General features: G+C 43.7%; 16 protein-coding genes. All 16 read right to left on the reverse strand.

The window, feature by feature from the left end:
- Positions 1 to 20: 20 nt before the first annotated feature.
- Positions 21 to 806 carry an ABC transporter permease subunit gene (locus ACUB3H_RS03970; RefSeq protein ID WP_459129362.1) on the reverse strand — a complete coding sequence of 262 codons (786 nt, stop codon included), beginning with the start codon at positions 804 to 806 and terminating at the stop codon, positions 21 to 23.
- A 1-nt stretch (position 807) separates the two neighbouring features.
- Positions 808 to 1,680: an ABC transporter ATP-binding protein gene (locus ACUB3H_RS03975; RefSeq protein WP_459129363.1), complete on the reverse strand. Its 873-nt coding sequence runs from the start codon at positions 1,678 to 1,680 to the stop codon at positions 808 to 810.
- A 237-nt stretch (positions 1,681 to 1,917) separates the two neighbouring features.
- Positions 1,918 to 3,432, reverse strand: a complete 1,515-nt coding sequence (locus ACUB3H_RS03980; RefSeq protein ID WP_459129364.1) for a cell wall-binding repeat-containing protein — start codon at positions 3,430 to 3,432, stop codon at positions 1,918 to 1,920.
- Positions 3,433 to 3,440: 8 nt separating this feature from the next.
- Positions 3,441 to 5,897 (reverse strand): cell wall-binding repeat-containing protein, encoded by a 2,457-nt coding sequence (locus ACUB3H_RS03985; protein WP_459129365.1) that lies wholly within the window; start codon positions 5,895 to 5,897, stop codon positions 3,441 to 3,443.
- 139 nt (positions 5,898 to 6,036) lie between these two features.
- A complete protein-coding gene (locus tag ACUB3H_RS03990; RefSeq protein ID WP_459129366.1) occupies positions 6,037 to 9,423 on the reverse strand; it encodes a cell wall-binding repeat-containing protein in 3,387 nt (1,128 codons plus the stop codon).
- A gap of 195 nt (positions 9,424 to 9,618) precedes the next feature.
- Positions 9,619 to 11,154: a murein biosynthesis integral membrane protein MurJ gene (murJ, locus tag ACUB3H_RS03995; protein WP_459129367.1), complete on the reverse strand. Its 1,536-nt coding sequence runs from the start codon at positions 11,152 to 11,154 to the stop codon at positions 9,619 to 9,621.
- Positions 11,151 to 11,951: an NAD-dependent epimerase/dehydratase family protein gene (locus ACUB3H_RS04000; RefSeq protein WP_459129368.1), complete on the reverse strand. Its 801-nt coding sequence runs from the start codon at positions 11,949 to 11,951 to the stop codon at positions 11,151 to 11,153. The genes murJ and ACUB3H_RS04000 overlap by 4 nt, the downstream gene beginning before the upstream one ends.
- A complete protein-coding gene (locus ACUB3H_RS04005; protein WP_459129369.1) occupies positions 11,948 to 13,048 on the reverse strand; it encodes an ATP-grasp domain-containing protein in 1,101 nt (366 codons plus the stop codon). The genes ACUB3H_RS04000 and ACUB3H_RS04005 overlap by 4 nt, the downstream gene beginning before the upstream one ends.
- A gap of 8 nt (positions 13,049 to 13,056) precedes the next feature.
- Complete coding sequence (locus ACUB3H_RS04010) at positions 13,057 to 14,295, reverse strand: hypothetical protein (protein ID WP_459129370.1); 1,239 nt, start codon at positions 14,293 to 14,295, stop codon at positions 13,057 to 13,059.
- A complete protein-coding gene (locus ACUB3H_RS04015; protein ID WP_459129371.1) occupies positions 14,295 to 15,449 on the reverse strand; it encodes a hypothetical protein in 1,155 nt (384 codons plus the stop codon). The genes ACUB3H_RS04010 and ACUB3H_RS04015 overlap by 1 nt, the downstream gene beginning before the upstream one ends.
- Entirely contained in the window at positions 15,442 to 16,467 is a 1,026-nt protein-coding gene (locus tag ACUB3H_RS04020) for a glycosyltransferase family 4 protein (protein ID WP_459129372.1), read from the reverse strand. The genes ACUB3H_RS04015 and ACUB3H_RS04020 overlap by 8 nt, the downstream gene beginning before the upstream one ends.
- A complete protein-coding gene (gene wzy, locus ACUB3H_RS04025; protein ID WP_459129373.1) occupies positions 16,445 to 17,866 on the reverse strand; it encodes an O-antigen polysaccharide polymerase Wzy in 1,422 nt (473 codons plus the stop codon). The genes ACUB3H_RS04020 and wzy overlap by 23 nt, the downstream gene beginning before the upstream one ends.
- Positions 17,856 to 18,455, reverse strand: a complete 600-nt coding sequence (locus tag ACUB3H_RS04030; protein WP_459129374.1) for a sugar transferase — start codon at positions 18,453 to 18,455, stop codon at positions 17,856 to 17,858. Before ACUB3H_RS04030 ends, wzy begins: the two co-directional genes overlap by 11 nt.
- Positions 18,456 to 18,536: 81 nt before the next feature.
- Positions 18,537 to 19,850, reverse strand: a complete 1,314-nt coding sequence (locus ACUB3H_RS04035) for a nucleotide sugar dehydrogenase (RefSeq protein ID WP_459129375.1) — start codon at positions 19,848 to 19,850, stop codon at positions 18,537 to 18,539.
- Between the two features lies 1 nt (position 19,851).
- Positions 19,852 to 20,409 (reverse strand): acyltransferase, encoded by a 558-nt coding sequence (locus ACUB3H_RS04040; RefSeq protein WP_459129376.1) that lies wholly within the window; start codon positions 20,407 to 20,409, stop codon positions 19,852 to 19,854.
- Complete coding sequence (locus ACUB3H_RS04045; RefSeq protein ID WP_459129377.1) at positions 20,406 to 21,587, reverse strand: DegT/DnrJ/EryC1/StrS family aminotransferase; 1,182 nt, start codon at positions 21,585 to 21,587, stop codon at positions 20,406 to 20,408. Before ACUB3H_RS04045 ends, ACUB3H_RS04040 begins: the two co-directional genes overlap by 4 nt.
- Positions 21,588 to 21,623 lie beyond the last annotated feature (36 nt).

Below are 21,623 nucleotides of genomic sequence, written 5' to 3' on the forward strand. Positions count from 1 at the left end.
AATCACACTTACAATATGACTCATTGTATATCTTTTTTCACATAGTGAAGGTAAGAAACGAGAATGCCTAGAAGGCCAAAGGAAAGGCCTATAAAAAGCTTTGTCGTATCGAGGCTCAAAGAGGTTACAATCTCAGCCCCATCACAGTAAGAAAAGGGTGTGATGTACTTCAAGAAATCCACCTTCTCACTAATATTCGCTATTAGATGTAAGACATACATAAGAAGCGCGATTCCTAAGCCTAAACCAGCCCCAGACTTTCTTAAAAAGGATGAGATACCAAAGCATACGCCAGCGAGTTCAAGTTGAAGGAAGTAGAAGCTTACGTGCAACAAACCAACTTCCTTCCAAGGAATGGGCTCACCGATGATAACAATAGTACCTACCGTAACACCAAAGACGATGAGGTTTAAAGAAGTAATTAAGACAAAGAGAGCACAGAGTTTCTCCGTAAGAACTCGAGTACGGCTAATAGGGTGAGAAAGGAGAAACTCGGCGGTCTTATCCTTTTCTTCTTTACTTAGCATTCCAACGGCAGTAAGAGAAGCATAGAAAGCACCACCAAGCCCCAAAATATTTCCGCACTCCAACGCATAGAAGCCAACGAGTGTACCCATGTTTAAGCGATCCATCCCAAAGGCTTGAGATAAGGAACCCATGGAAGAAAACATGTCGTTAAAGCTACTCATCTTGTCTTTCATCTCAGGAAAGAGAAAGACACAGAGGGAAAGTAAGAAGCTAATAGTAACGGTCCAGATCCAAAAGGGAGTCCGAGAAGTCTTTAATTCGTGTTTAAAAAGAGTCATCTTATTCCCCCCTCTCGTAATAGTGTAAAAAGATCTCTTCTAGATCGGGTTCTGTAATCGTAAGATCTGAAAGATCAAAGGTAGATAAGAAGCGAACCAAAGAGTTAGTAGAGCCACTAAATAGAAAGCTCGTAGAGTCATCGGTAACGCTAAGATCGCGAACACCTGATAAACGACCAAGATCCACCGAACCCTTTAGCGTAATGCGCTTAGCATTCGTCTTTGTAAGAGCCTCCACACGATCTAGGGCGATGATGCGACCGTCACGAATGATGGCTGCACGGTTACAGTAGTGCTGAATCTCCGTTAACACGTGACTCGATAAAAAGATCGTAGACCCTTCCTTATGACGCTCCTTAAGGATGTCAAAGAACTCCTTTTGCATCAGAGGATCGAGCCCACTCGTAGGTTCATCTAAGATTAAAAGCTTTGGCCTATGAGCTAGAGCACAGACGATAGCAACCTTCTTCTTATTACCAAAGGAAAGCTCTTCAACCTTTCGAGACATGTCGAGCTCTAGACGATCACAAAGCACCCGAGCTTCAGAAAGAGAGTCTGAACGACGCAAGTCACTCGAAAACTTTATGGCATCCCGAACACGCATACCAGGGTAAAAGGCTCCCTCAGAAGGAAGATAACCGACGTTTTTTAAGATAGAGAGCTTATCCTTAAGGATGTCGAAACCTAAAACGGATGCACTCCCCCCTGTCGGTTTAATGAGACCTAAAAGCGTTCGAATCGTCGTCGATTTACCTGCACCATTAGGACCGATGAAACCGAAGAACTCCCCCTCAGCAACCGTTAAGTCAAGGTCTACGATCCCCCTCGCTTTACCATAGCTCTTTGTTAGCTTAACTGCTCTTATTGCATCCATACCTTCTCCTATCTAGACCTATCTCTCTTTAGTTATATGTCCACAGAGAGCTTTTTTCAAGCAACTTTAAGTTGAAATTTTTAAGGACTCGCATTTCCGCGAATGCTAGTTTGCCTACCTCTATCTTCCATAGACCAAAAGAAAAACGAGCTAACCCCCATTCAAATGGGATTAGCTCGTTTTCCGTTCATTTCAGTGCGTTTTCATCTTTTTGCATTTCTGCGAAAAGGTGTTTTATTATTTTAGGAAGCTTGCTAGGTAAACTTCGATAGCCTTACCTAGAACAGATTCTCCACCGACGATATTAGCGCGTTTTACATAAGCGTTGCGTAGGAATCCTTCGATCGGACTTGGAATGCTGAAACCTTCAATGAGAAGGATTGGAGCATTCTTTTGTGATGCGTAAGGTCCAGCAACGAGAGCGTCTGCAAAGACACGGCCGTTTGCTACAAAGACTTCTGAAGCGTAGCCACTAAACTCTCTTGCAATTTGAGCACTCGTATCGAAACGGTCAAAACCACCAATACGGCGACTTACGTTGTTAAGTTGGCTCTCAACATTCTTTGTCACAACGCCAGTACCTCCGACGATTGTTGTCGAACGGATACCAAGTTCTTGAATGACTTCACGAATGCTTGCTGGAGCCTCATTTCCTGCAACGAGGAGAATTGGAGCAACCTTGCTTGATGCAACAGGGCTAATGCTTAATGCGTCTGGGAAAGAAGTACCAGAAGCGATAAAGGCTTCTTGTACACCACCATTTAAGCGAGCAATTTCTCTAGCAACTAAAGCACTTGTCTCGTAACGGCTTGTACCTGCAATACGTTTTACTTCAGGAACGATGCTTTGAAGCTCTGATTCGATGACAGTGCTTAGACCGTTTTCACCACCGATGACAACAGCCTTCTTAGCACCTAAGCGAATGATCTCTTCAACGATACGAATGTCTAGACCAGATCTGTTGCTTAAAAAGATTGGAGCATTCATAACCTTAGCAAGAACGCTTGCAGAAAGAGCATCTGGGAAGTCGTCTTTGCGGACGATAATAACAGCAGGAGCACTTTGTGGGAATTGACTACGGCTAATGGCAACAGATGTACCAATGCGGTCAGGTCCCATTAAGCGAGAGATGTTTTGCATTCCAGGGAGGGTTGGTTGTGGTTGTGGCTCAACTGGCTTAGCAACTTCTTTAAAGATTGCTTCAAAAGTCATGTCAGCACCTTGCATCATGACTGTAGCTTCTGCAGTCTTAATCGGTTTTAGCTCAACGTCGCCTGACTTTACCTTCCACTCTACAAACTGATAACCAGCTTTGGCCACATCAGCTTTAATCGTAAACTCTTGGCCTACTAGAGCCACCGTTGTGCTTGATGTACCGTTTTTCACAGTGATTTTGTGTGTTTCTGCGGAGCCTGTTTTCGTTACAACGACGAAGACGCTCTTACGAACGCGACCGGTTGCATCTGTAAACCAAACTCTTGTAGCTCCCTCTTTCATAGCTCTGATGTTTTGGAAGCTGACTGTAGCTACAGCTGGGTTTTCGCTGTAGTTTTTAATAGTCTTATCTGTTGCACCAGAAGGGAAAAGTGTTACGTCAATGTGAGTAGAACCGTTTACCGGTAAGATTATAGAATCTTCTGAGAGTTCCATCTTCTGGACAGCAATAAAACCAGGGCCATCAAGGGCTTGTGCTGTTGGTACGAGTGTTAAGATCATTAACACTGCTAACAGCAAACTCATTGTTTTTTTCATTATTTCTCCTATCTAGTAAGTAGATCGATTGTAGATTGGTCGATGACACTATATCCACCGACAGCGTAGATCGTTGTAGGCTTCTTTTCTTTTACATAGTTTTGTAGGCTTAGGCTTGGAGCAGACTTCTCTGTGAGAAGAATTGGCGCATAGTTTGCACCAGCTACAGGACCAGCTACTAGAGCATCAGCAAAGCCATCTCCGTTTACGACAAAGACTGTCTTTGGTGTATCGAAGTACTTCTTAGCAATTTCAAGTGCAGTTTCGTAGCGAGTAGAACCAGCGATACGTTCTACTGTTGCATAGCGATAATCTAAGTCTTTTTTTAATGCTTCACTGATCACACCGACACCACCGATGATCGTTAGTTTCGGATGATTTGATGCATCTAGAATAGCACGTGTAGGAGCAGGAACCTCATTCTTCTTTACTAAGAGGATAGGTCTCTTATACTGTGCTGCTCTTGAACCGATAGCTAGTGCATCGGCAAAAGACTCACCAGTAACAACAAAGTAACTCCAGTTATTTCCTGTTAAACGAATCACTTCCTTAGCGATCATAGCACTTGTTTCATAACGAGTGGATCCACCGAGACGTGTAACAGTACCCATTTGTCTAAGAGCAGACTCAACGCTTGGTGAGAGTGCTTGATTCGAACCAAGGATGTAGATATTTGTAGCGCCGAGACGACGAATTTCATCCATTACACGACGATCGAGTTCTTGAGTAGCTGAAAGAAGAATGGGAGCATTGAGTTGACCTGCGAGTGGTGCAGCAGAAAGTGCATCATATGGTACACCACTACGTGCAATGACAACATTCTTTGAGCTTGTGTAGAACTTGCGAGACATCTCGATTGCCGTTTGAATGCGGTCGTTTCCGTAGATACGAGAAGCATTCACTGCAAGACCAGGTTTAACCGTTAGAGGTGCAGAAACACCTTGAGCATTTGATTGAACCACTTGATACTCACTACCTTGATAGATCGTACCAACATCGATAGACCATTTTCCAAAGTAGTCAACGATTGCTTCTTTCTTGAAGTATCCATTAGTAATCGTAACCGTTGCACCAGGAACACCTGTACCACGGATGACTGTATCGCCAACTACAAAAGGTTGAACGGTTGGTTGTGCTAAAACAAGGGCCTTATCTAAAGCTTTAACTGTTACAGAGTCACTGATACCATTCGCTGTCTCTTGAGAAACAGTATAAACATCTCCGACTGATGCTTCAAAAATTGCTTGCTTCCAGTTACCTTGACCATCTGCATTCGTATTTACTGTTCGTTTTGCGTACTGAATGATCACTTTAGCATATGGAAGCGCCTTACCTGTAAGAACGGTATCTCCAGCACGAACAGGATTTACCGTTGGTTTTTCTGTAATGCTTCCCTTTGGAGCTACACGTAAATTCTTAATGTCCTTAATTCCTTCGTGTTCAACATAGATGTTCATGCCAGCTTTTAAGGGACCAAAGGCAACTTTCCATGTTCCATCGGCTAGGACAGTTGTAGTCATCTGATTGAAGCTATCGTCACGAACGGTAATCTTTGAACCAGATGCGCCTGTACCTGAGACATAAATGTCTTCAGCACGTGGTTGAGAAACAGTAAATTGTGCTGCTGGAGCAACTGTACCAGAACCAACGACATAAGTTACAGGGTTTGATGTTACACGATTATATGTTTGTGTTACCACAATTGTTTGACCAGCTAAAAGCACAGGTGTTGTAACCGTCCACTTTCCGTCACTTCCGACAGTGTCAGAATAAGTGAAGTTATCAAAACGAACAGAGACAGATGCTCCCGGAAAACCTGTACCTGAAACATTTCTGGAACCAGCAACTGCGTAAGTAATGACAGGTGCTTGAAGAGCACTAGGTGTTGTCGTAGAACCTACAACTGCTGAGGTCGTTCCATAAGATATTCCATTAATCGATTGACTAGCATAAACGGTATCACCCGCTTTAAGGGCGAAGTAGAGATTTACGGTAAAACGACCGTATCCGTTTGCAATCGCTGAATTGGAGTAACCATTAACAGTAACGGTAACAGTAGCACCCGGAGTAGCACTACCAGATACTGAGTTTGTAGCTGCCACTAATGGATCTAGTTTTAGCGTTGACGTTGTAGTCGAAGATCCACCGTAAACTGTGAACTCTCTTGTTTCAAAAAGTTGTCCAGGTTCAGCATATTGAACGATAATTTTCTCTCCACCATTTAGTTTGTAACCAACAGGAACACGCCAGATTCCTGAGGGTTCAACTACAGTTGCTTGAACAGCAAAGTTTTGAATCTGAACATTGACTGTAGCTCCCGGCAGTCCACGACCAGAGATTTGAGTAGAACCAGCACCAACAGGATCAATATCCCAGTTTAAAGCTGCGAAGCTTGGCATAACTGGAATACATCCAAGTACTAGAGCGACGAGTAGTAGTAGACTAATAGTCTTTTTTAATTTCATAGTAACTTCCTTTCTTTATTTTACTAAGAATTAGGGTCTCCCCCACAATTAGTTTATCTCTATCTTCATTATTTGTAAAGAAGTAACACAAAAAGCCTGACCAAATGGTCAGGCTTTAAGTTGATGATTAGTCGTTAAACTATTTTGAAAGAACAGCAGCTTCGAGCTCTGCACGAACTTTTTCGCTTACAGAGTCTGTTCCGCCGATGACTGTAACACTTGTGATCTTGGAGTTCTTGATGTACTCAATTACCTTTGGATCAACATTGTCTTTGCCAACTAGAATGATAGCTGCGTTGTGTTCAGCTGCGAGTCTGCCTGCTACGAGAGCGTCAGCATATTTCTCACCTGTAGCTACGTAAACCTTTGTAGCGTTCGGGAAGAATTTCTCAGCGATAACCATAGATGTTAATTGACGGTTCCATCCATAGAGACGTTCTTTTGTTGTTGTGTTGATTGCTGTGTAAACGTTAGCGCCTACAACTGCTTCACCACCGACAACTGTTGTCTTGTAGAATGCCTTCATTGCATCGTATGTTACTTGTGGAAGTTCATCTTTTGCAGTGAGAAGGATTGGGAGACCGTATGTTACAGCAGGTACAGAAGCGATAAGAGCGTCTGCATATGTGTAACCGTTAGCTAGGAATACGTTTTCGTATGGGTAAGCTTTGCCATGCCATTTTTCCCAGTATTTGATCAATGTGTCTTTGACCTTAACAGCTGTTTCAAAACGGTTAGCACCAGCCATACGTGTTGTTTGGTATCCGAGTTGTTCAAGTTGTGATTCAACGTTAGCAGAGATTGCTTGTGTACCACCAACGAGAACTACTTCAGCAACGCCTGGGTGATCTGCTAGGTAGTCAGCAACTTCCTTAGAAAGTTTGTCTTTTGTTGTAAGAAGTAGTGGAGCATTGTAAGCCCATTCAGCTGTGAGGCCGTTAGCTACGAGAGCATCTGGGAAGTTTGTTCCTGTTGTGAGGATGATCTTGTTGTTGAAGCCCTTACCTCTGAAGTTAAGAGCGTTTTCGAGAGCGGTAGCTACTTCTACTGCTGTAGCGTAACGTGTGTTACCAGCGATACGATCTACGATGTCAGGATTCTTAACACCCTTCATCCAGTAGTATTCCATGAAGTCATCATTGATGTCTTTCATCGTGATGAAGTATGTTTCTGAATCTTGTTGTCCATCGTGTTCTGTATCGTATACGAAGAAACCGTCCTTAGAAGCTACAACCTTAGAACCGAGCATTGCCTTTGTTGGGAATGTTGTTCCTGAGTATTTGCCATTTAATTCTACCCACTCGAGGAATCTCTCAGAGTTTACAATGCTGTCGCGCTTGAAGTATGCGATACCGTTTTCGCCAGAAACTTGTGTTTCAACAGCTTTTTCTTCGAATACTACAGCTGCGCCGATTGCTTTTGTTACGTTCTTGAACATCTCAACCTTAACGTCCTTGAGAGGATGTTTGGTAAAGATTCGTCCAAGATCGTCTTCATAGTACATAGAATGGAATGCATCTAGTGCTTTGACCGAGGTAGCTTCAGAAAGTTCCTTAATTGTTAGGCGTTTTCCATTTTCAGTGTAAATTGATGGAGCGTTTTCGTCAGCGATTGTGCGGATTTCAAAGTTACGAACTTGGAATCCAAGTGCATGATCAGAATCGATCTTAGCTACAGCCTTGTCATCTGAAAGGTTAGCGAAAGATACGATACCCTTTTCATTTGTGTTAGCTAGTTTTGTGTTTTGGAAGATATAATTACCTTTGTTATAAACGTCTCCGCCTGTTGCTCTAACAGCTACTGTTCTTGGTTGACCAGGAGCATAGAGAAGCTTAGCGTTCATATCATTGATTTGTGCATCTGTTAGAACGATGTGTCCATCAGCGTCAACGGGGAATGAACCGATTGGCATAGCCTCGTTGATGATAGCGTTCTTTGTTGCTGTTGTAGCATCGAGAAGGATTTCACCTTTTTCGTCTGTCATTACAGCGTAGAATGTTACCCAACCTGGAGCAGCATCGCCACCTGTGTATACTCTGTAGAGATCGAAACCATCAGCTGTAACGAGTTGTGCTGGTTCGTTCTTGAGCTCAAGAATTACAGGGTTTACGTCAGCAACGAGGTCAGCATCTGTTACAGAAATCTTGAAGACTTCTTTAACGCCGCTCTTAAGAACTGAGTAACCTGTGAATGTGTATGTTGTCTTAGGTTGTAGGTAAGAAACGCCTGTGTTTGCATCGATAGCAGTATCGCCGTCGAATCCGAAGAATTCGAAATGACCGAATTCATCTGTGTAGAGCGTGTCCTTGTGGCCCTTGTTGTCTGTGATGACTACAGGGATTCCACCAGCGTTAAGGCCGTTAACCTTTGTGATAACTTCGATGAAACGTGTAGCTGGAACGATTTGCCAGTTTCCGTTACCGGTAGCATCAACTACGTTGATTGGAGCAAGTGCTTTAACGTCCATAGGAACAACTACTTTAGCAACTTCTTTGCCATCAACTGTAACTGTGTATGTTCCTTGTTCGAAAGCCCAGAACTTTGCAGTTCCATCAGCTGAAACAGGAAGTGTAACTGACTTTGTTCCGTCAGAAACTACAACATTACCAGTTGTGTAAGGAACGATTTGGCCGTTAACGTTCTTCTTCATTGTGATGACTTGTTCAGCCCAATGGAAGTCAACGCCGTCTTCGTTGTTAGCGAATTTTAGTTGATTGTCAGCAACGATAGCAACACGTTCACGCATTACGTCAAAAGTACGGTCTTTTGATGTGAATGCGAAAGTACCATCTCCTGGGAAGGTGTATGTGAATGTTGTGTTGTGTGCATCATTAACGTTAACAAGAACTTGGTGTGAATCTTGTGCAACACCGTTTTCGTAAACGTTTACTGTTGTTGAAAGAGGGGCGTTAACGAGTTCGATTGTAGCTGGATCAGCAACGTCGTTTGTAACTGTTACTGGAACTGCTTTGAATCCAGGATACTCGAATGAGTAGTTACCATCTGTTGTTGTAAACCATTTGAAGGTACCGTCTGCAGCAGATTGGATTGTCTCTACGAGAACGCCATCTTTCATAACGTTTACAGGACCAGGTGTAGCAACGCCATTAATGAGACGTTGTCCTTCAACACCAGCAAAAGTTACTAGGAACTCAGCTGCTGTAGCTCCTGCTGCTGGCTGTGGTTCAATTGACCAAACGAATAATGGGTTAGACGTACGAATTCTTAGGTTAGAACTAATCTTACCAGGAATTGTTACAGGCTCCATAACGCCGTTCGTAAAGAAAGCGCCTGTAGCTACTGCTGGATCGTACTTCGTACCATTCCATGTGCTAGTTACAATGTGGTAGCCTGTGCCATATTTGTCGAGTTCTGGTCCTGTGTAATCAGCGCCGTTTACTTGGATTTTGCCAGTTAGTGTCATGTCAGGACCGACAATAGCTGCAAATGCGCTGAAAGGAACCATGCTTAGAACCATTAGCATTGCTACGAGCATTGCTAACATTCTAGTTGATTGTTTCTTCATTTTTCCTCCTTGAATTTGTGAAGAATCCATTAGTTTTAACGACTTCTTCTTTGTCATCAAGACAATTATATAGAAACCGAGAGACAAAGGCAACTTATTTTTTTGTCTCAAGGGGTTTCCCGATGGGATTTATCATGCCTTTAACATGATCTTTTTGTGCTTAAGTGGCAAAGAAGCGATTGAGTTCCGACCAACTTAACGTTCTTCCCTCCTTTCTTTGTTACTTAACCTTTGACGTACGTAACTTAGAACGGGAGTTACTTCTTCGGTTTTTAATAATAATAGGAAGAAGAAGTAGCTTAGGGCTCCTATGACTCCCATGACCATTACGGTTACATATTTATTCATGGAAGTGAAGGGACCTAGTGTTCTAAGGCCATATATCAAAGCACCCATTAGTATGGACGCTACGGTTATCTTTATGATGCTCTGTGAGTAGAGCTTTAATCCGTACTCTTTAAATACTTGCTTTGCGTTATATAGTAGAAGAAGTACGGCCAAGATAGCAGCGATGCTAGAAGCACTAGCTAGGCCATTGAGGCCTCCTAGTCTTACTAGGATGTAGCTTAGGATGATGTTTAGTACCATGCCTGCTATAGCAGAAGTCATGACCTTTCTGTACTGGTTCATACTGAAGAACATCTTTGAAAGGAGTTCTGTCAGTGCAAACGGGATGAGGCTGGGTGCGTACCAGAGTAGGACGCCTGCGGTGTTCAGACTGTCTTCTGTACTGAACATGCCTCTTTCGTAGAGAACTTGTACGATCGGAATCGATAGTACCATGGTTCCTACAACGACAGGAAGGACGAGCATGAGTACGTAGTAGAGATTATCTCTACTGACCTCTAACATACCCTTTATGTTGTTATCACTCACAAGCTTTGCTTGTTTTGTGAATACGACCATGGAAAAGGTGACTACGAGAATCTGCTGAAAGAGGATGATGATCTTCTGTGAGTAGGTGAGGTAAGAGATAGATCCTTCCGAAAGACTTGTTGCGAAGGATTTACTTACCATGTAGTTAATCTGACTCGCCGATAGGATGAGTATGACGGGAAGGATGGTTGCGATCATGTTTCTAAGATCTTGATCCTTGAGGTCTACTCGAAATTTAAAGGGCTCGGAGATCTTTTTATAAGGAGCCCATACCCAGATCATCTGTGCGAGGTAACCTATGATAGTCCAGTAGACGAGTGTTTTAACATCAGACGTGTTCTTTGCAAAGATTACACCTAAGATAATGAGGAAGTTCAAGGGAACACTTACGAAAGAAGCCATGTAGAAGCGCTCGCTTTGCTGTAAGTAACCGATATATGCAAAGGTAAAGATCTGAAAGATGGCAATGATACTCATCCACCTAGAATAGAGTACGACGTCAGAAAAAGAAGATTGGGGTTTGAAATCTCCTACAAAAAGCTTGTTAAGTGGCTCAGCGAACACGAAAAGTGCAATTGTAATTGCAATGCCAACTATTATTAATAGACTCATTAAATTATTAAAAAAGTGAGTCTTCTTCCCTTCCTTCTCCGTCTTAGAAAGCGTTGGAATGAGGGAATTATTGAGCCCTGTAACAACAAAGCTAATGATTAGAACAGGAACGATCATAGAAGCAAAGTATATGTCTGTCGTAAGTCCTGCTCCAAATTTGTTGGCTAGAAAGATCTCTCTTAAAAAGCCTGTTAGACGGCTTAGAAAAGTAAAGACCATGAGAATAAAGATTTTTTTTCTCATAGGGTGCCGTCCATGATGCTTTTAATATCTTCTACGGCTTCTTTAAAAGAGTACTTTGGAGTATAACCTAGGATATCTTTTGCCTTGGTGGAATCCATGAAGCTACTTTTTAGTGTTCCTTGGCCCTTTTGTTCAGCAAGTCTTGGGTTATCCATCACTTCATTAATCGTGACTGCAATCTCTTTATTCGTGAGGTTATTTCCACTACCGATGTTAAAGATTCCTGAGCCTTCGTACGTAAGGCTTAATAGGATAGCCCTTACGGCATCCTTAACGTATAGCATCTCTCGCTTTGCCGTCTCTTCTCCAAAGAGAATGAGCTTTTCGTGGTTGTAGCTCTGACGTAAAAAGCGGTTAATCATGTAGTCGTTTTCTTCGTTGGCTCCAAAGATGTGACCAAAGCGAAGACAAATCGTTTGGAAGTCTTCCAGTTCTAGTAGCATCTCTGAAAGTCTTTTTGAAACGCCATAGGGGTTAAAGGGGTTGGTCCTTTGATCCTCATTCCATGGAAGAAGACTTTCGTCCGAATAGACGGAGATGCTAGAAGCAAAGATGATTTTCTTTACTCCCTTTTCTCTACTCGCTTCAATGACTCTTTCTGTAAGGCCTACGTTTACTTTGTAGTCCTTGGCACCTCGCTCTGCTGCGAGGTGGATGACCGTGTCCCCTTCATGAAAGATCTTTTTTAAGCTCTCTAACGAGTAGTCACACGTATTTCTTGAGATGACGTTGCACTCTTCGAGCTCGGGAACGAGGTTTCTTCCTACGAAGCCACTACCACCTAATACGTGTATCATTTGTGCTCCTCGAGGGAGTAACCGATCTTCTCTTGGAAGGTATTGATGGGTCTTACGGTGTCGCCCTCTTTGTAGTAGGTTTCAAAGTATAGTGAACCATCTGGCTTCTCGTAGTGAGCCATGGGTGTATGGGGTGGCTGTGTGATAAAGTTTAGATCGATCGTTCTCTTTACACCGGTGTACTTTTTAAGTTCTTCGGTGGTGCCAAAGATTAGATCTTCTAAGGTGAGCTTTAAGAGGTTGAAGCCTGTGGCGTGGTAAATGGCGTTCCAGAGGTGACAGCCATCGAGCCTTGGCGTAATTTCAATGATGTAGGGCTCGTTTTCAAAGATTTTAAACTGGATATAGGCAGGACCATTTAGTATGCCTACCTTTTTACAAGTGGCCTCTGAAATAGCTTCGATCTTTTTAGTTGTTGTTTCATCGATCGATACGGCAGGGGTAATGTGTCCCTTTACAATGCCCGTGTATTCTTCAAAAGTAATGCGGTCACTCACCATGCAGAAGACCATTTTTCCGTCTTTCATGTAGATGTTCGCGCTGACCTCGAATCCTCCGATAAAGCGCTCGACGATGACTTCTCCACTTCGGCTGAATTCTTTCGTCTCTTCGAAGTACTTGTCAAAGTCTTCTTGGCTGTTTATCGGATGGATTCCTCTTTGACCTTGACTATCCGCTGGTTTCATCATGAAGGGAAATGGAAGAGAAACATTCTGTTTCTCTTTTAAGATATCGAAGGGGACGTTTCCCTTAAAATCTTTTCCGAGTGTCTTTCGCATGAGTCCTTTGTTGTTACAGATTTTTGGAACCTCTGGTGGAAAGAAGCACTTCGTTGAGAAGTACTCCGAGAGCTTTGCGACTTCTGGCATCGCAATGTCACTTCCGGCAGAATAGACGAGTTCAATTTCTTTTTCTTTTATAAACTCGATGACTTTTTGTGTATCTAAAAAGTTGATCGCTTCAAAGTGGTCCGAAAGAGCGGCTCCCGGGCCATCTAACGCTTTTGCGATCGCAAACGTTTCTATGTTCATGTCTTTAAGTACACCGATGGCGTCACGCTGTGTTGGGGCAACGCCTAGAATCAGGACTTTTTTCATCCTTCCCCCTATCTAAGAAAATCTACGTACCTTGCGCCTTTGCCCTTTTCCATGAAAAGAGCAGGGATCAATAGAAAGATCCAGACGATATAGCTCACTTCAAACGATGGATTGACAAAGCATTCCATGGAGTAGACGAGCATAAGGATATCATAAAGGGCACGTTTGTCTTCACGTAGCTCCTTACGAGTTGCTAAATAGATGTAGCCGTGTATCAGTATGAATACGATAAACCCAATCATACCAAATTGACTGAATACGTCAAGTAAGAAGGAGTGGTTTCCGATGGGCCAGTCTCCCTTACCAAGTCCTAGTAGACCTACGAATGGTGAGTAGTTGTAGACACTCAAGCTCTTTAGGTACACGCTTAGGCGGTTACCGAGTTTTTCAGAGATGTTGAGTGTGCCCATGTCATACTTGTAGGTTAAGTCGATGATGGCTTTACTCAAGGGGTTGTCGAAGGCCATGAGGAGCATAAAGAGAACGAGTAGCGAAAAGGCTACGATTAAGATCGTTCGAAAGGCTTTTCCCTCGTAGTGTGTGAAGTGTCTTAAGAGTACGAGTACAAGGCCGATGAGTAGGATAATGATCGCAAAGCTGTAGTCAGCGGCGATAACCATTCCGACTAAGAGAGCTGTGAGGATTCCAAAGAAGATCCTGTCCCTTCCCTTATTCTCTAGTACCCTCGATAAGGTATAGAGAGCCATGATGACGCCTAAGTAGACGGCATGGAGGTTCGATAGATAGGTCGAGGCTCTAAAGTTTCTCTCTCCTATTCGGCCTAGGGCAAGGTCTCTAGAGATACCTGGGTTTAGAATGTTCATCACGATCGTTACAGCTGCAATTTCGATCCAAAAGACGAAGAGGATCATTCCCACGGTCTGTACGTATCCCATGCCATCGATCTCTCGGTAATACCAAAAGAGAAGTAGGAGTAGGCTTATGGCTCCGTAGTTCAGTGGAATTTCTCTAAGCTTTAGCACCCAGCAGACCATAAGGAGTGCGGGCCAGATGAAGACGACGAGGATCTTTCTTGAGAAGATCACGCTCATGCATTCTCTGGGGTTTCTTACGAGAGCTAAGAGTAAGAAGAGAAGGAGTAGCCCTGCCCAGATGCCCCACTTGTAATAGAGGCTTTCGGGGCTTGTAATCCAAAGGCAGATGACAAGCAGTAGTACGTTCATGAGGTTTAAATAGAGGTCCCTTGAAAAGAAGGTCTCTTTGATTCTAGAGCGGATCGTACTCATTAGCGCACCTCTTCTCGAGTCGTCTTCTTACTTGTAAGAAAGACCATTAGGCCAAGGTTAAAGATATTGATGAGACTCGGTACACTTGGAATGTAACGTAAAAGCTTACCCACGGTGAGCTTCTTTGCCTTTAGTACCTCTCTCTTATTGTCTTCATACGTTCTGTATTGTTCTCTAAAAAAGTCATCTCGGATCTTCGCCTCTTCCGCGTTGTAGTTCGGTACAAAGGGATCGAGGCTCTGAATGATAAAGTCAGGGTTCATGGAAGTGGAGCGGTAGTCTTTACCGATTTCCATCGCTTCCCCTGTTCCGTTTCTTTTGTATCTCAGTGTTTCGAAGCGCTCACTTACGACATAATCTTCTTTAAAGAAGACGACGTTAATGAGCTCTCCCCAGCGCGCTCTCTCTTTAAAGTCATCGGCTAACTTTTTACTTTGGAAGTAGTATTCGAGCGGATCCTTTTCGATTTTCTTAAGCGCTGTGAAGTCTTCGTTGGGAGAATAGGTCGTAAAGTTCTTATCGTCTTCGTAGATTTGTAGATACGGTAGGTTAAAGTTTAGAGAGTCTTTAGCGATGTTAAAGCCTATGAGCGTCTTTCTTCCGATCGCAATTTCCGGAATCTCTAGCATCTCATCTTCCGTTTCATTCCACTTATGAAGTCTTACGTTTCTCTCTCGATCGAGGCTTAAGAAGTAGAGAGAACCCTCATAGAAGGTACTTTGGTTATAAACTGCACCTTCCGAGTGGAATTCTTCGGGAAGTTTTGTTAGGGTGTCTTTTTCAAGATCGTAGATATATCTACTAATTCTTATATAACGCACTTCCTTACGGTGTTCTAGGATATATAACTTGTTTCCATAGCGGAGCACCGTCTTATTTTTTCCGTAAAGGAATTCCTGATTCTTTTGGGAGAGTGTTTGACTCTTTGTGTAGTCATCCATTTTATGGATGTAGCGCATGGTGTCATTAAAGCTTATGAGCCTGTGTCCGTATTTAAACGGCATGACAGAGGCCTGTTGTCCATCGGCATAGAAGAGATAGGAGGGTTTTAGGGCCTTTTCCGTATCGTCTAAGCTACCGAAGGTCAAAAAGCCGTATAGCCACATGACTACAGGTATGAAAATGAGAAGGATTCGTACAATTTTCTTATTCATAACTCACTCTTTCTATAATGTCTTTGAGTGTCTTTCTTACGGTCTCTTCTTTAAAGGGGATGCTACTTCTTTTCGCTTCCTCTCGCATCGTTTCTTTATCTTCTTTGCTTAAAGAAAAATATTTTTCAAGCTTTTCTTTGATGTCTTTTCCATCCGCTTCAATGTGATAGCCGTTCTTTCCATCTTCTATGAGGTATGTGAGAGCACCTCTCTTGGTCGCAAGCACGGGAGTGCCTGCTTCAAAGGCCTCTACAGCTACCCATCCCAAGCTCTCATCGAGTTTTGTTGGAAAGATCAACAAATCTAGTTGCTCATAGTAGCTAAAAAGCTCCTCGCGTGCTACAGCACCGATAAAACGCGCATTTTTAGCGTATTCTTTGAGTTCCTTTTCGTCTCGACCTTCTCCGACGTAGATGAGTTCTAAGGGAACATCTTTTCTCAGTTCCTCTACCCCATCGTAGATTTCGAAGACTCCCTTTTCTCTAATGAGGCGTCCTACAAAGCCCACGGCAGGTTTCTTTACTTCAACAGGAACATCCTTATGTTCTGGAAGGGCTCCTGGAGGACAGACGACAATTTTTTCTGGATCGAGTCCGTAGCGGTCGATGATTCTTCGCTTGTAGTCTTCACTACTTACGACGATTAGGTTTGACCTCTTTAGGACGCGTCTTGTCCAGGGGTTTAGGAGCTTCTGAGTCGTCGTAAGAGGAAGAGCATCCGTTCCATGGAGCGTCGTTAAGAGAACGGCATCTTTCGGAAGGTGTCTTAAAAGCGTCGGTGCCGAGTGCGAAGGATAGTGGACGTTTACGATGTCGTAGTCTTTTTTTCTTAAGGCATCTTTCATCTCGCTAAAAAACTTCATGTAGTTTGTTAGCTTTCCACTCTTTTCCTTCTTGTATCTTACGAGTGTTACTTCTTCTCCATTTTTTAGATATAAGTCATGAATGCTCTTTACAAACGTTCCATAACTTGGATAATCCTTTGAGGGATAGATGTTACTGATGAGCAGGATGTTCACGTTTCCCTCCAAGTTTTAGGATCATCGTTAAGCCTATGGCTGCAACGAGTGGTAGCCAGTTTTGAGGCTCAAGGAGTAAGAAGATAAAGCGCAGCGCTTGAGCTCTCGGAATGTAAAAGAGCTCACTTAGCATAATAAAGCTCGCTACTTTTACAAAGAGATTTCTATGGTCTTTCGATAGGAGTCCTAAGAGGAGTCCCAAGAAGACGCTATAGATCATGACACCAATGGATCTAAAGTCCATGTAGATTTCAATGATGTGATTCGATCCGATTCCTAGGCCGTTTACAAAGCGCGGTCCATAGAGGTGGTAGGCGATGTCGGCTGCGTAGCTATTACCTAGCTCTACCATGTCCATGCTGTAGGGGTTTACACCCTTTAGGTTCGGGTCGAACTTATCGATGAGCGGTCCAAAGCTATAGTTCTTTCTTTTAGCGAGACGGTGTTCGGTAAAGTCGACACCACGCGTAATGGTCGTAAAGCTAATGCCTTGGTCGTAGACGAGCTGAACAGGCGTGATCATGAGCTTCTTCGGACGGACACCGAAGCGGACGCTATCGATGTATAAAAAGAGCGGTGTCACGACGGTTAAAAAGATGACGCCCCAGAGGACGAGCTTTTTAAGCATCTCGCCATTTCGCTTATCGTTTGCAACCTCGATAAAGAGGACGACAAAGACGAAGAAGAGGGCTTTTGCAAAAGGTGCACGAAGTCCCGCAAGAAGTCCTATGGCATTACTAAAAAGGTATAAGGCAACAAGGATGATTTTCGTCCTTCTCTTTTCACTCAGTGCGTAGGCTGTAACAAACGATGCAAAGAAGGTTCTCGCAAAACCTGTCACGACAAAAGGAAGCGTCGTTTTAAAGGAGCTATAGAGTTCGAAGTAGCTGTGCGTTCTTCGAAAGAGGACTTTCTCTACGTTTTCTGCCGAGTAGCAGAGAAAACCGATGGCAAAAAAGAGTAAGAGGAAGCGAAAGAGATTCGTCTTGTTCTCTTCCATCCACTGTGGTTTTAGTGTCGTGAGTGTCTCTTTTTTCGTAAAGAACCTTTCAAAGGCCACTTGACCTATGTACATACTTACGAGACTGAGCTCGATGAGTAAGATAGCCTTAGTGCCGTTTACTGGATTGTAATGAAGACCTCTTAAGAAGGCAAAGCCTGTAAAGAGATCGATAGAGGGTCTCGAGACGAGAAAAATGGCGATACTGATCGTAAAAAAGAAGAGTACAACGCGCTTTTCGAACTCACGAAGGGATTCTAAGAATAAAAAGAGCGTCACGAGTAAGAGCGATACGATATGGAGATTAAAGTTCTTTAAAACGAGCGCGACGATTGTAAGAAGAATCGCGAGTCCAATCGTCACCGCACTTAGTATAGTCGGGATGCGTTTATTTTCCATCGTTACGGTTAATGCCTTTCCGTCTGAGTACACCGACTGCTGTGAGCCAGATAATTTTTAAATCTAAAAGAAGCGACACGTGGTCGACGTAGTACGTATCGTAATACGTCCTCTCTTCCATGGTCGAGGCGTTTCTTAAGACTGCTTGGTTGTAACCAGTGATACCTGGAAGAACCTGAAACTTCTTTTTAAAAGCCTCCGTATATCTCGCTTCGTTTCCTAAAGGAGAGGGTCTCGGTCCTACAAAGCTCATGTCTCCCTTTAAGACGTTTAAGATCTGTGGGAGCTCGTCGATAGAGCTCTTACGTAGGAAGTTTCCTAAGCGTGTTAAACGTGGGTCCTTTTCGGAGTTAAAGGTCGATCCATCTTCGTTACGGATGTCGGGTGCGTTCACCTTCATCGAGCGAAATTTATGCATGGGAAAGGGCTTCATGTTCTTACCTAAGCGAAGCCCAGAATAAAAAATGGGACCACCGTCATCGAGCTTAATGAAGATCGCTACGGGAATTCCAATAAGGATCACAAAAGGAAGTAGTACGAGACTACCTAAAATATCGAAGACACGTTTTAAAAAGTGTTTATAAAACATAGTAAACCTCATGCTTTCTCACAATAAGTATATCAGAAAGAGAGGCTCTTTCCAAAATAAAAAGGCCTCCTTAGAGACCTTTTAAAGCGTTTCGATGTTCTCACGATTCGTGATATTCTTTAGCGCATTTCTCGTATCGAAGATGAGCTTTGCATTCTTTGATACGTACTCGTAGTCGACATTACTGTGAGCTGTCGTTACGACGACGATGTCGTAGTCTTCGATGGAGTCGAGATTTTCGATGGAATAATATTCCTCTTCCCCGTCTTTATAACTCTTTACCCAAGGGTCGTAGTATTCGACGAGGGATCCCATCTCACGAAATTCTTCTGCAACTTTGATCGCAGGAGACTCCCTGTAGTCGTCAATGTTCGACTTATAGGCCATACCCAAGAGAAGCACGCGTGAGCCATTTAAGGCCTTTTTAAAGCGGTTTAGCATGACGCCTGAGCGCTCTACGACGTAGACGGGCATGCGGTCATTTATAGCTCCACTCGTTTCTATAAGCTGCGTGTGGAACTGATACTCTCTCGCTTTCCAGGAGAGATAGTAAGGGTCTAGTGGAATGCAGTGACCGCCTAAGCCTGGTCCTGGATAGAAAGCCTGGAATCCGTAGGGCTTCGTCTTTGCAGCTTCGATCACTTCCCAGATGTCGATGTCCATCTTGTGGCAGAGCATGGCAAGCTCATTTACAAGGGCAATATTTATATTTCTATACGTGTTCTCTAAGAGCTTTTCCATCTCTGCAACTCTTGGAGAAGAGGCTTCAAAGACGTCGGAGCAGAGGACACTACGGTACATGTAGCTTGCGACTTCTGTCGCATCCTTACCGATGCCTCCGACGACCTTCGGTGTGTTTTTCGTCTTATATTGAAGATTTCCTGGATCGACTCGTTCAGGAGAGAACGCAAGGTAGAAGTCCTCACCATAGGTGAGACCACTCTCTTTTTCTAGAATGGGCTTAATGAGTTCCTCCGTCGTTCCAGGATAAGTCGTACTCTCAAGGACCACGATGGTTCCCGACTTTAAGTACTTACCTACTTCGCGTGAGGATTTTTCTACGAAGCTGATATCGGGCTGCTGATACTTATCGAGGGGCGTTGGAACGCAGATGGCGATAAAGTCGACATCTTTTACAAAGCTAAAGTCGGTCGTAGCTGAGAGCATGCCGCTTTTTACGAGGCTCTTTAAGTCTTCGTTTACGACGTCACCGATGTAGTTTTCGCCTTTATTTACGAGCTCGACCTTTTGACTTTGAACGTCGAAGCCGATCGTCTTAAAGCCAGCCTTGGCCTTTTCTACTGCCAGAGGAAGACCGACGTAGCCGAGTCCAATGACTCCTACTCGAATCGTCTTCTCTTTGATTTTCTTTAATAGATCCTCTTTAATGGACATGTTATTCCTCGTTTATGAGTCTTAGGGTGTCGCCTACTTCTTCATAGCGTCTTCCACAGCTACACTCAAGGCTATGAAGCCTTAGCCCACACTTACAGACAAAGCCGATATGTACGGCAGGATTTCCTACGACTAAGCTAAAATCTTTGACGTCTTTTGTGACGACAGAACCAGCGCCAACCATGGCGTATCTTCCGATGTCGTGACCACAGACGATGGTCGCATTGGCTCCGATTGAAGCGCCTCTTTTTACTACAGTCTTTCGGTATTCATCCTTTCTCGGGATGAAGCTTCTAGGGTTTATGACGTTTGTAAAGACACAGGAGGGGCCCAAAAAGACGTCGTCTTCAACCGTTACCCCTGTGTAGACACTTACGTTATTTTGAATTTTTACGTTTCTTCCGATCGTAACCTTAGGGCTAATGACGACATTTTGACCGATGTTACAATCCTCTCCGACCACCGAATCGTCCATAATGTGCGAAAAGTGCCAGATGCTCGTATTATCCCCTACTTTAGCGCTCGCTTCCACGATGGCTGTCGGATGAATTCGAATCATAGACTGTCCTTTAGTGAGCTTAGGATGTAGCTTCGCTCTTCGATGCCAAGTTCCGGGTAAATCGGAATGGCGAAGGTGCGCTTTGAGAGATACTCTGCAACAGGGAGGTCTCCCTCTACGAAACCTAGATACTCAAAGGCCTTTTGAAGGTGAAGAGGTACGGGATAGTAGATTCCCGTAGCAACTAAACGATCGTTTAAGTTCTTTACGACCTTGTCGCGCTCTTCACTCTTTAGGACGTACATGTGATAGACCGATTCTCTTTCGGGCTTAATAAAAGGCGTTACGAGGTTGGTCTTTGAAAGACTTTGGTCGTATTCTTTGGCAAAGAATCTGCGCTTTTGGTTCCATTCAGCGAGCATGGGAAGTTTAACATTTAAAACTGCAGCCTGTAATTCATCGAGTCTCGAATTATAGCCTACGAGATAGTTGTAGTATTTTGCACCTTGATAGACGCTATCACCAGTCTCTTCGTGATCCTTTAGCTCGACTCCTAAAATATCTCTATAGGCTTCAAGTCCATTTTGACCTGAGCCGTGAGCTCTTAGGGCTCTTACGAGCTTAAAGAGATGTTCATCGCTCGTTACGACCATGCCACCGTCTCCAGCACCACCTAAGTTCTTTGTTGGAAAGAAGCTAAAGCAAGCGATGTCAGAGAGGCTTCCAACGGGACGTCCCTTGTAGGTTGCTCCGATCGCTTGGCAAGCATCTTCAATGACGAAGAGTTCGTGTGCCTTTGCAATCTCATTGATCTCATCCATGTCGGCCGGTTGCCCGAAGAGGTGGACGGCGATAATGGCCTTGGTGTCTTCTGTAATAGAAGCTTCGATCTTTGTCGTATCGATATTAAAGGTGTCCTCTTCGACGTCCACGAATACTGGCTTTGCTCCGACCATAGCGATGGCTTCTGCGGTTGCAAAGAAGGTAAAAGGAGAAGTGATGACCTCGTCTCCCTCGCCAATTCCTAATGCTCTTAGGCTAAGGACGAGTGCATCGGTTCCACTGGCTACACCGAGGGCATAGGTTGAACCTGTAAGCTCTGCCATCGACTGTTCGAGCTTTTTTACCTCGGAACCTAGAATATAGTTGGCTTCTTTTAATGTATTAACTACAGCTTCTGAAAGCTTCGGTTCTAAAGACTGAACCTGAGCTTTGAGGTCTATGAGTGGAATCTTCATGCTAATCTCCTTTCAAACTCTTGCTATCATATGCTT

It is taken from the genome of Guggenheimella bovis, from assembly GCF_054492335.1.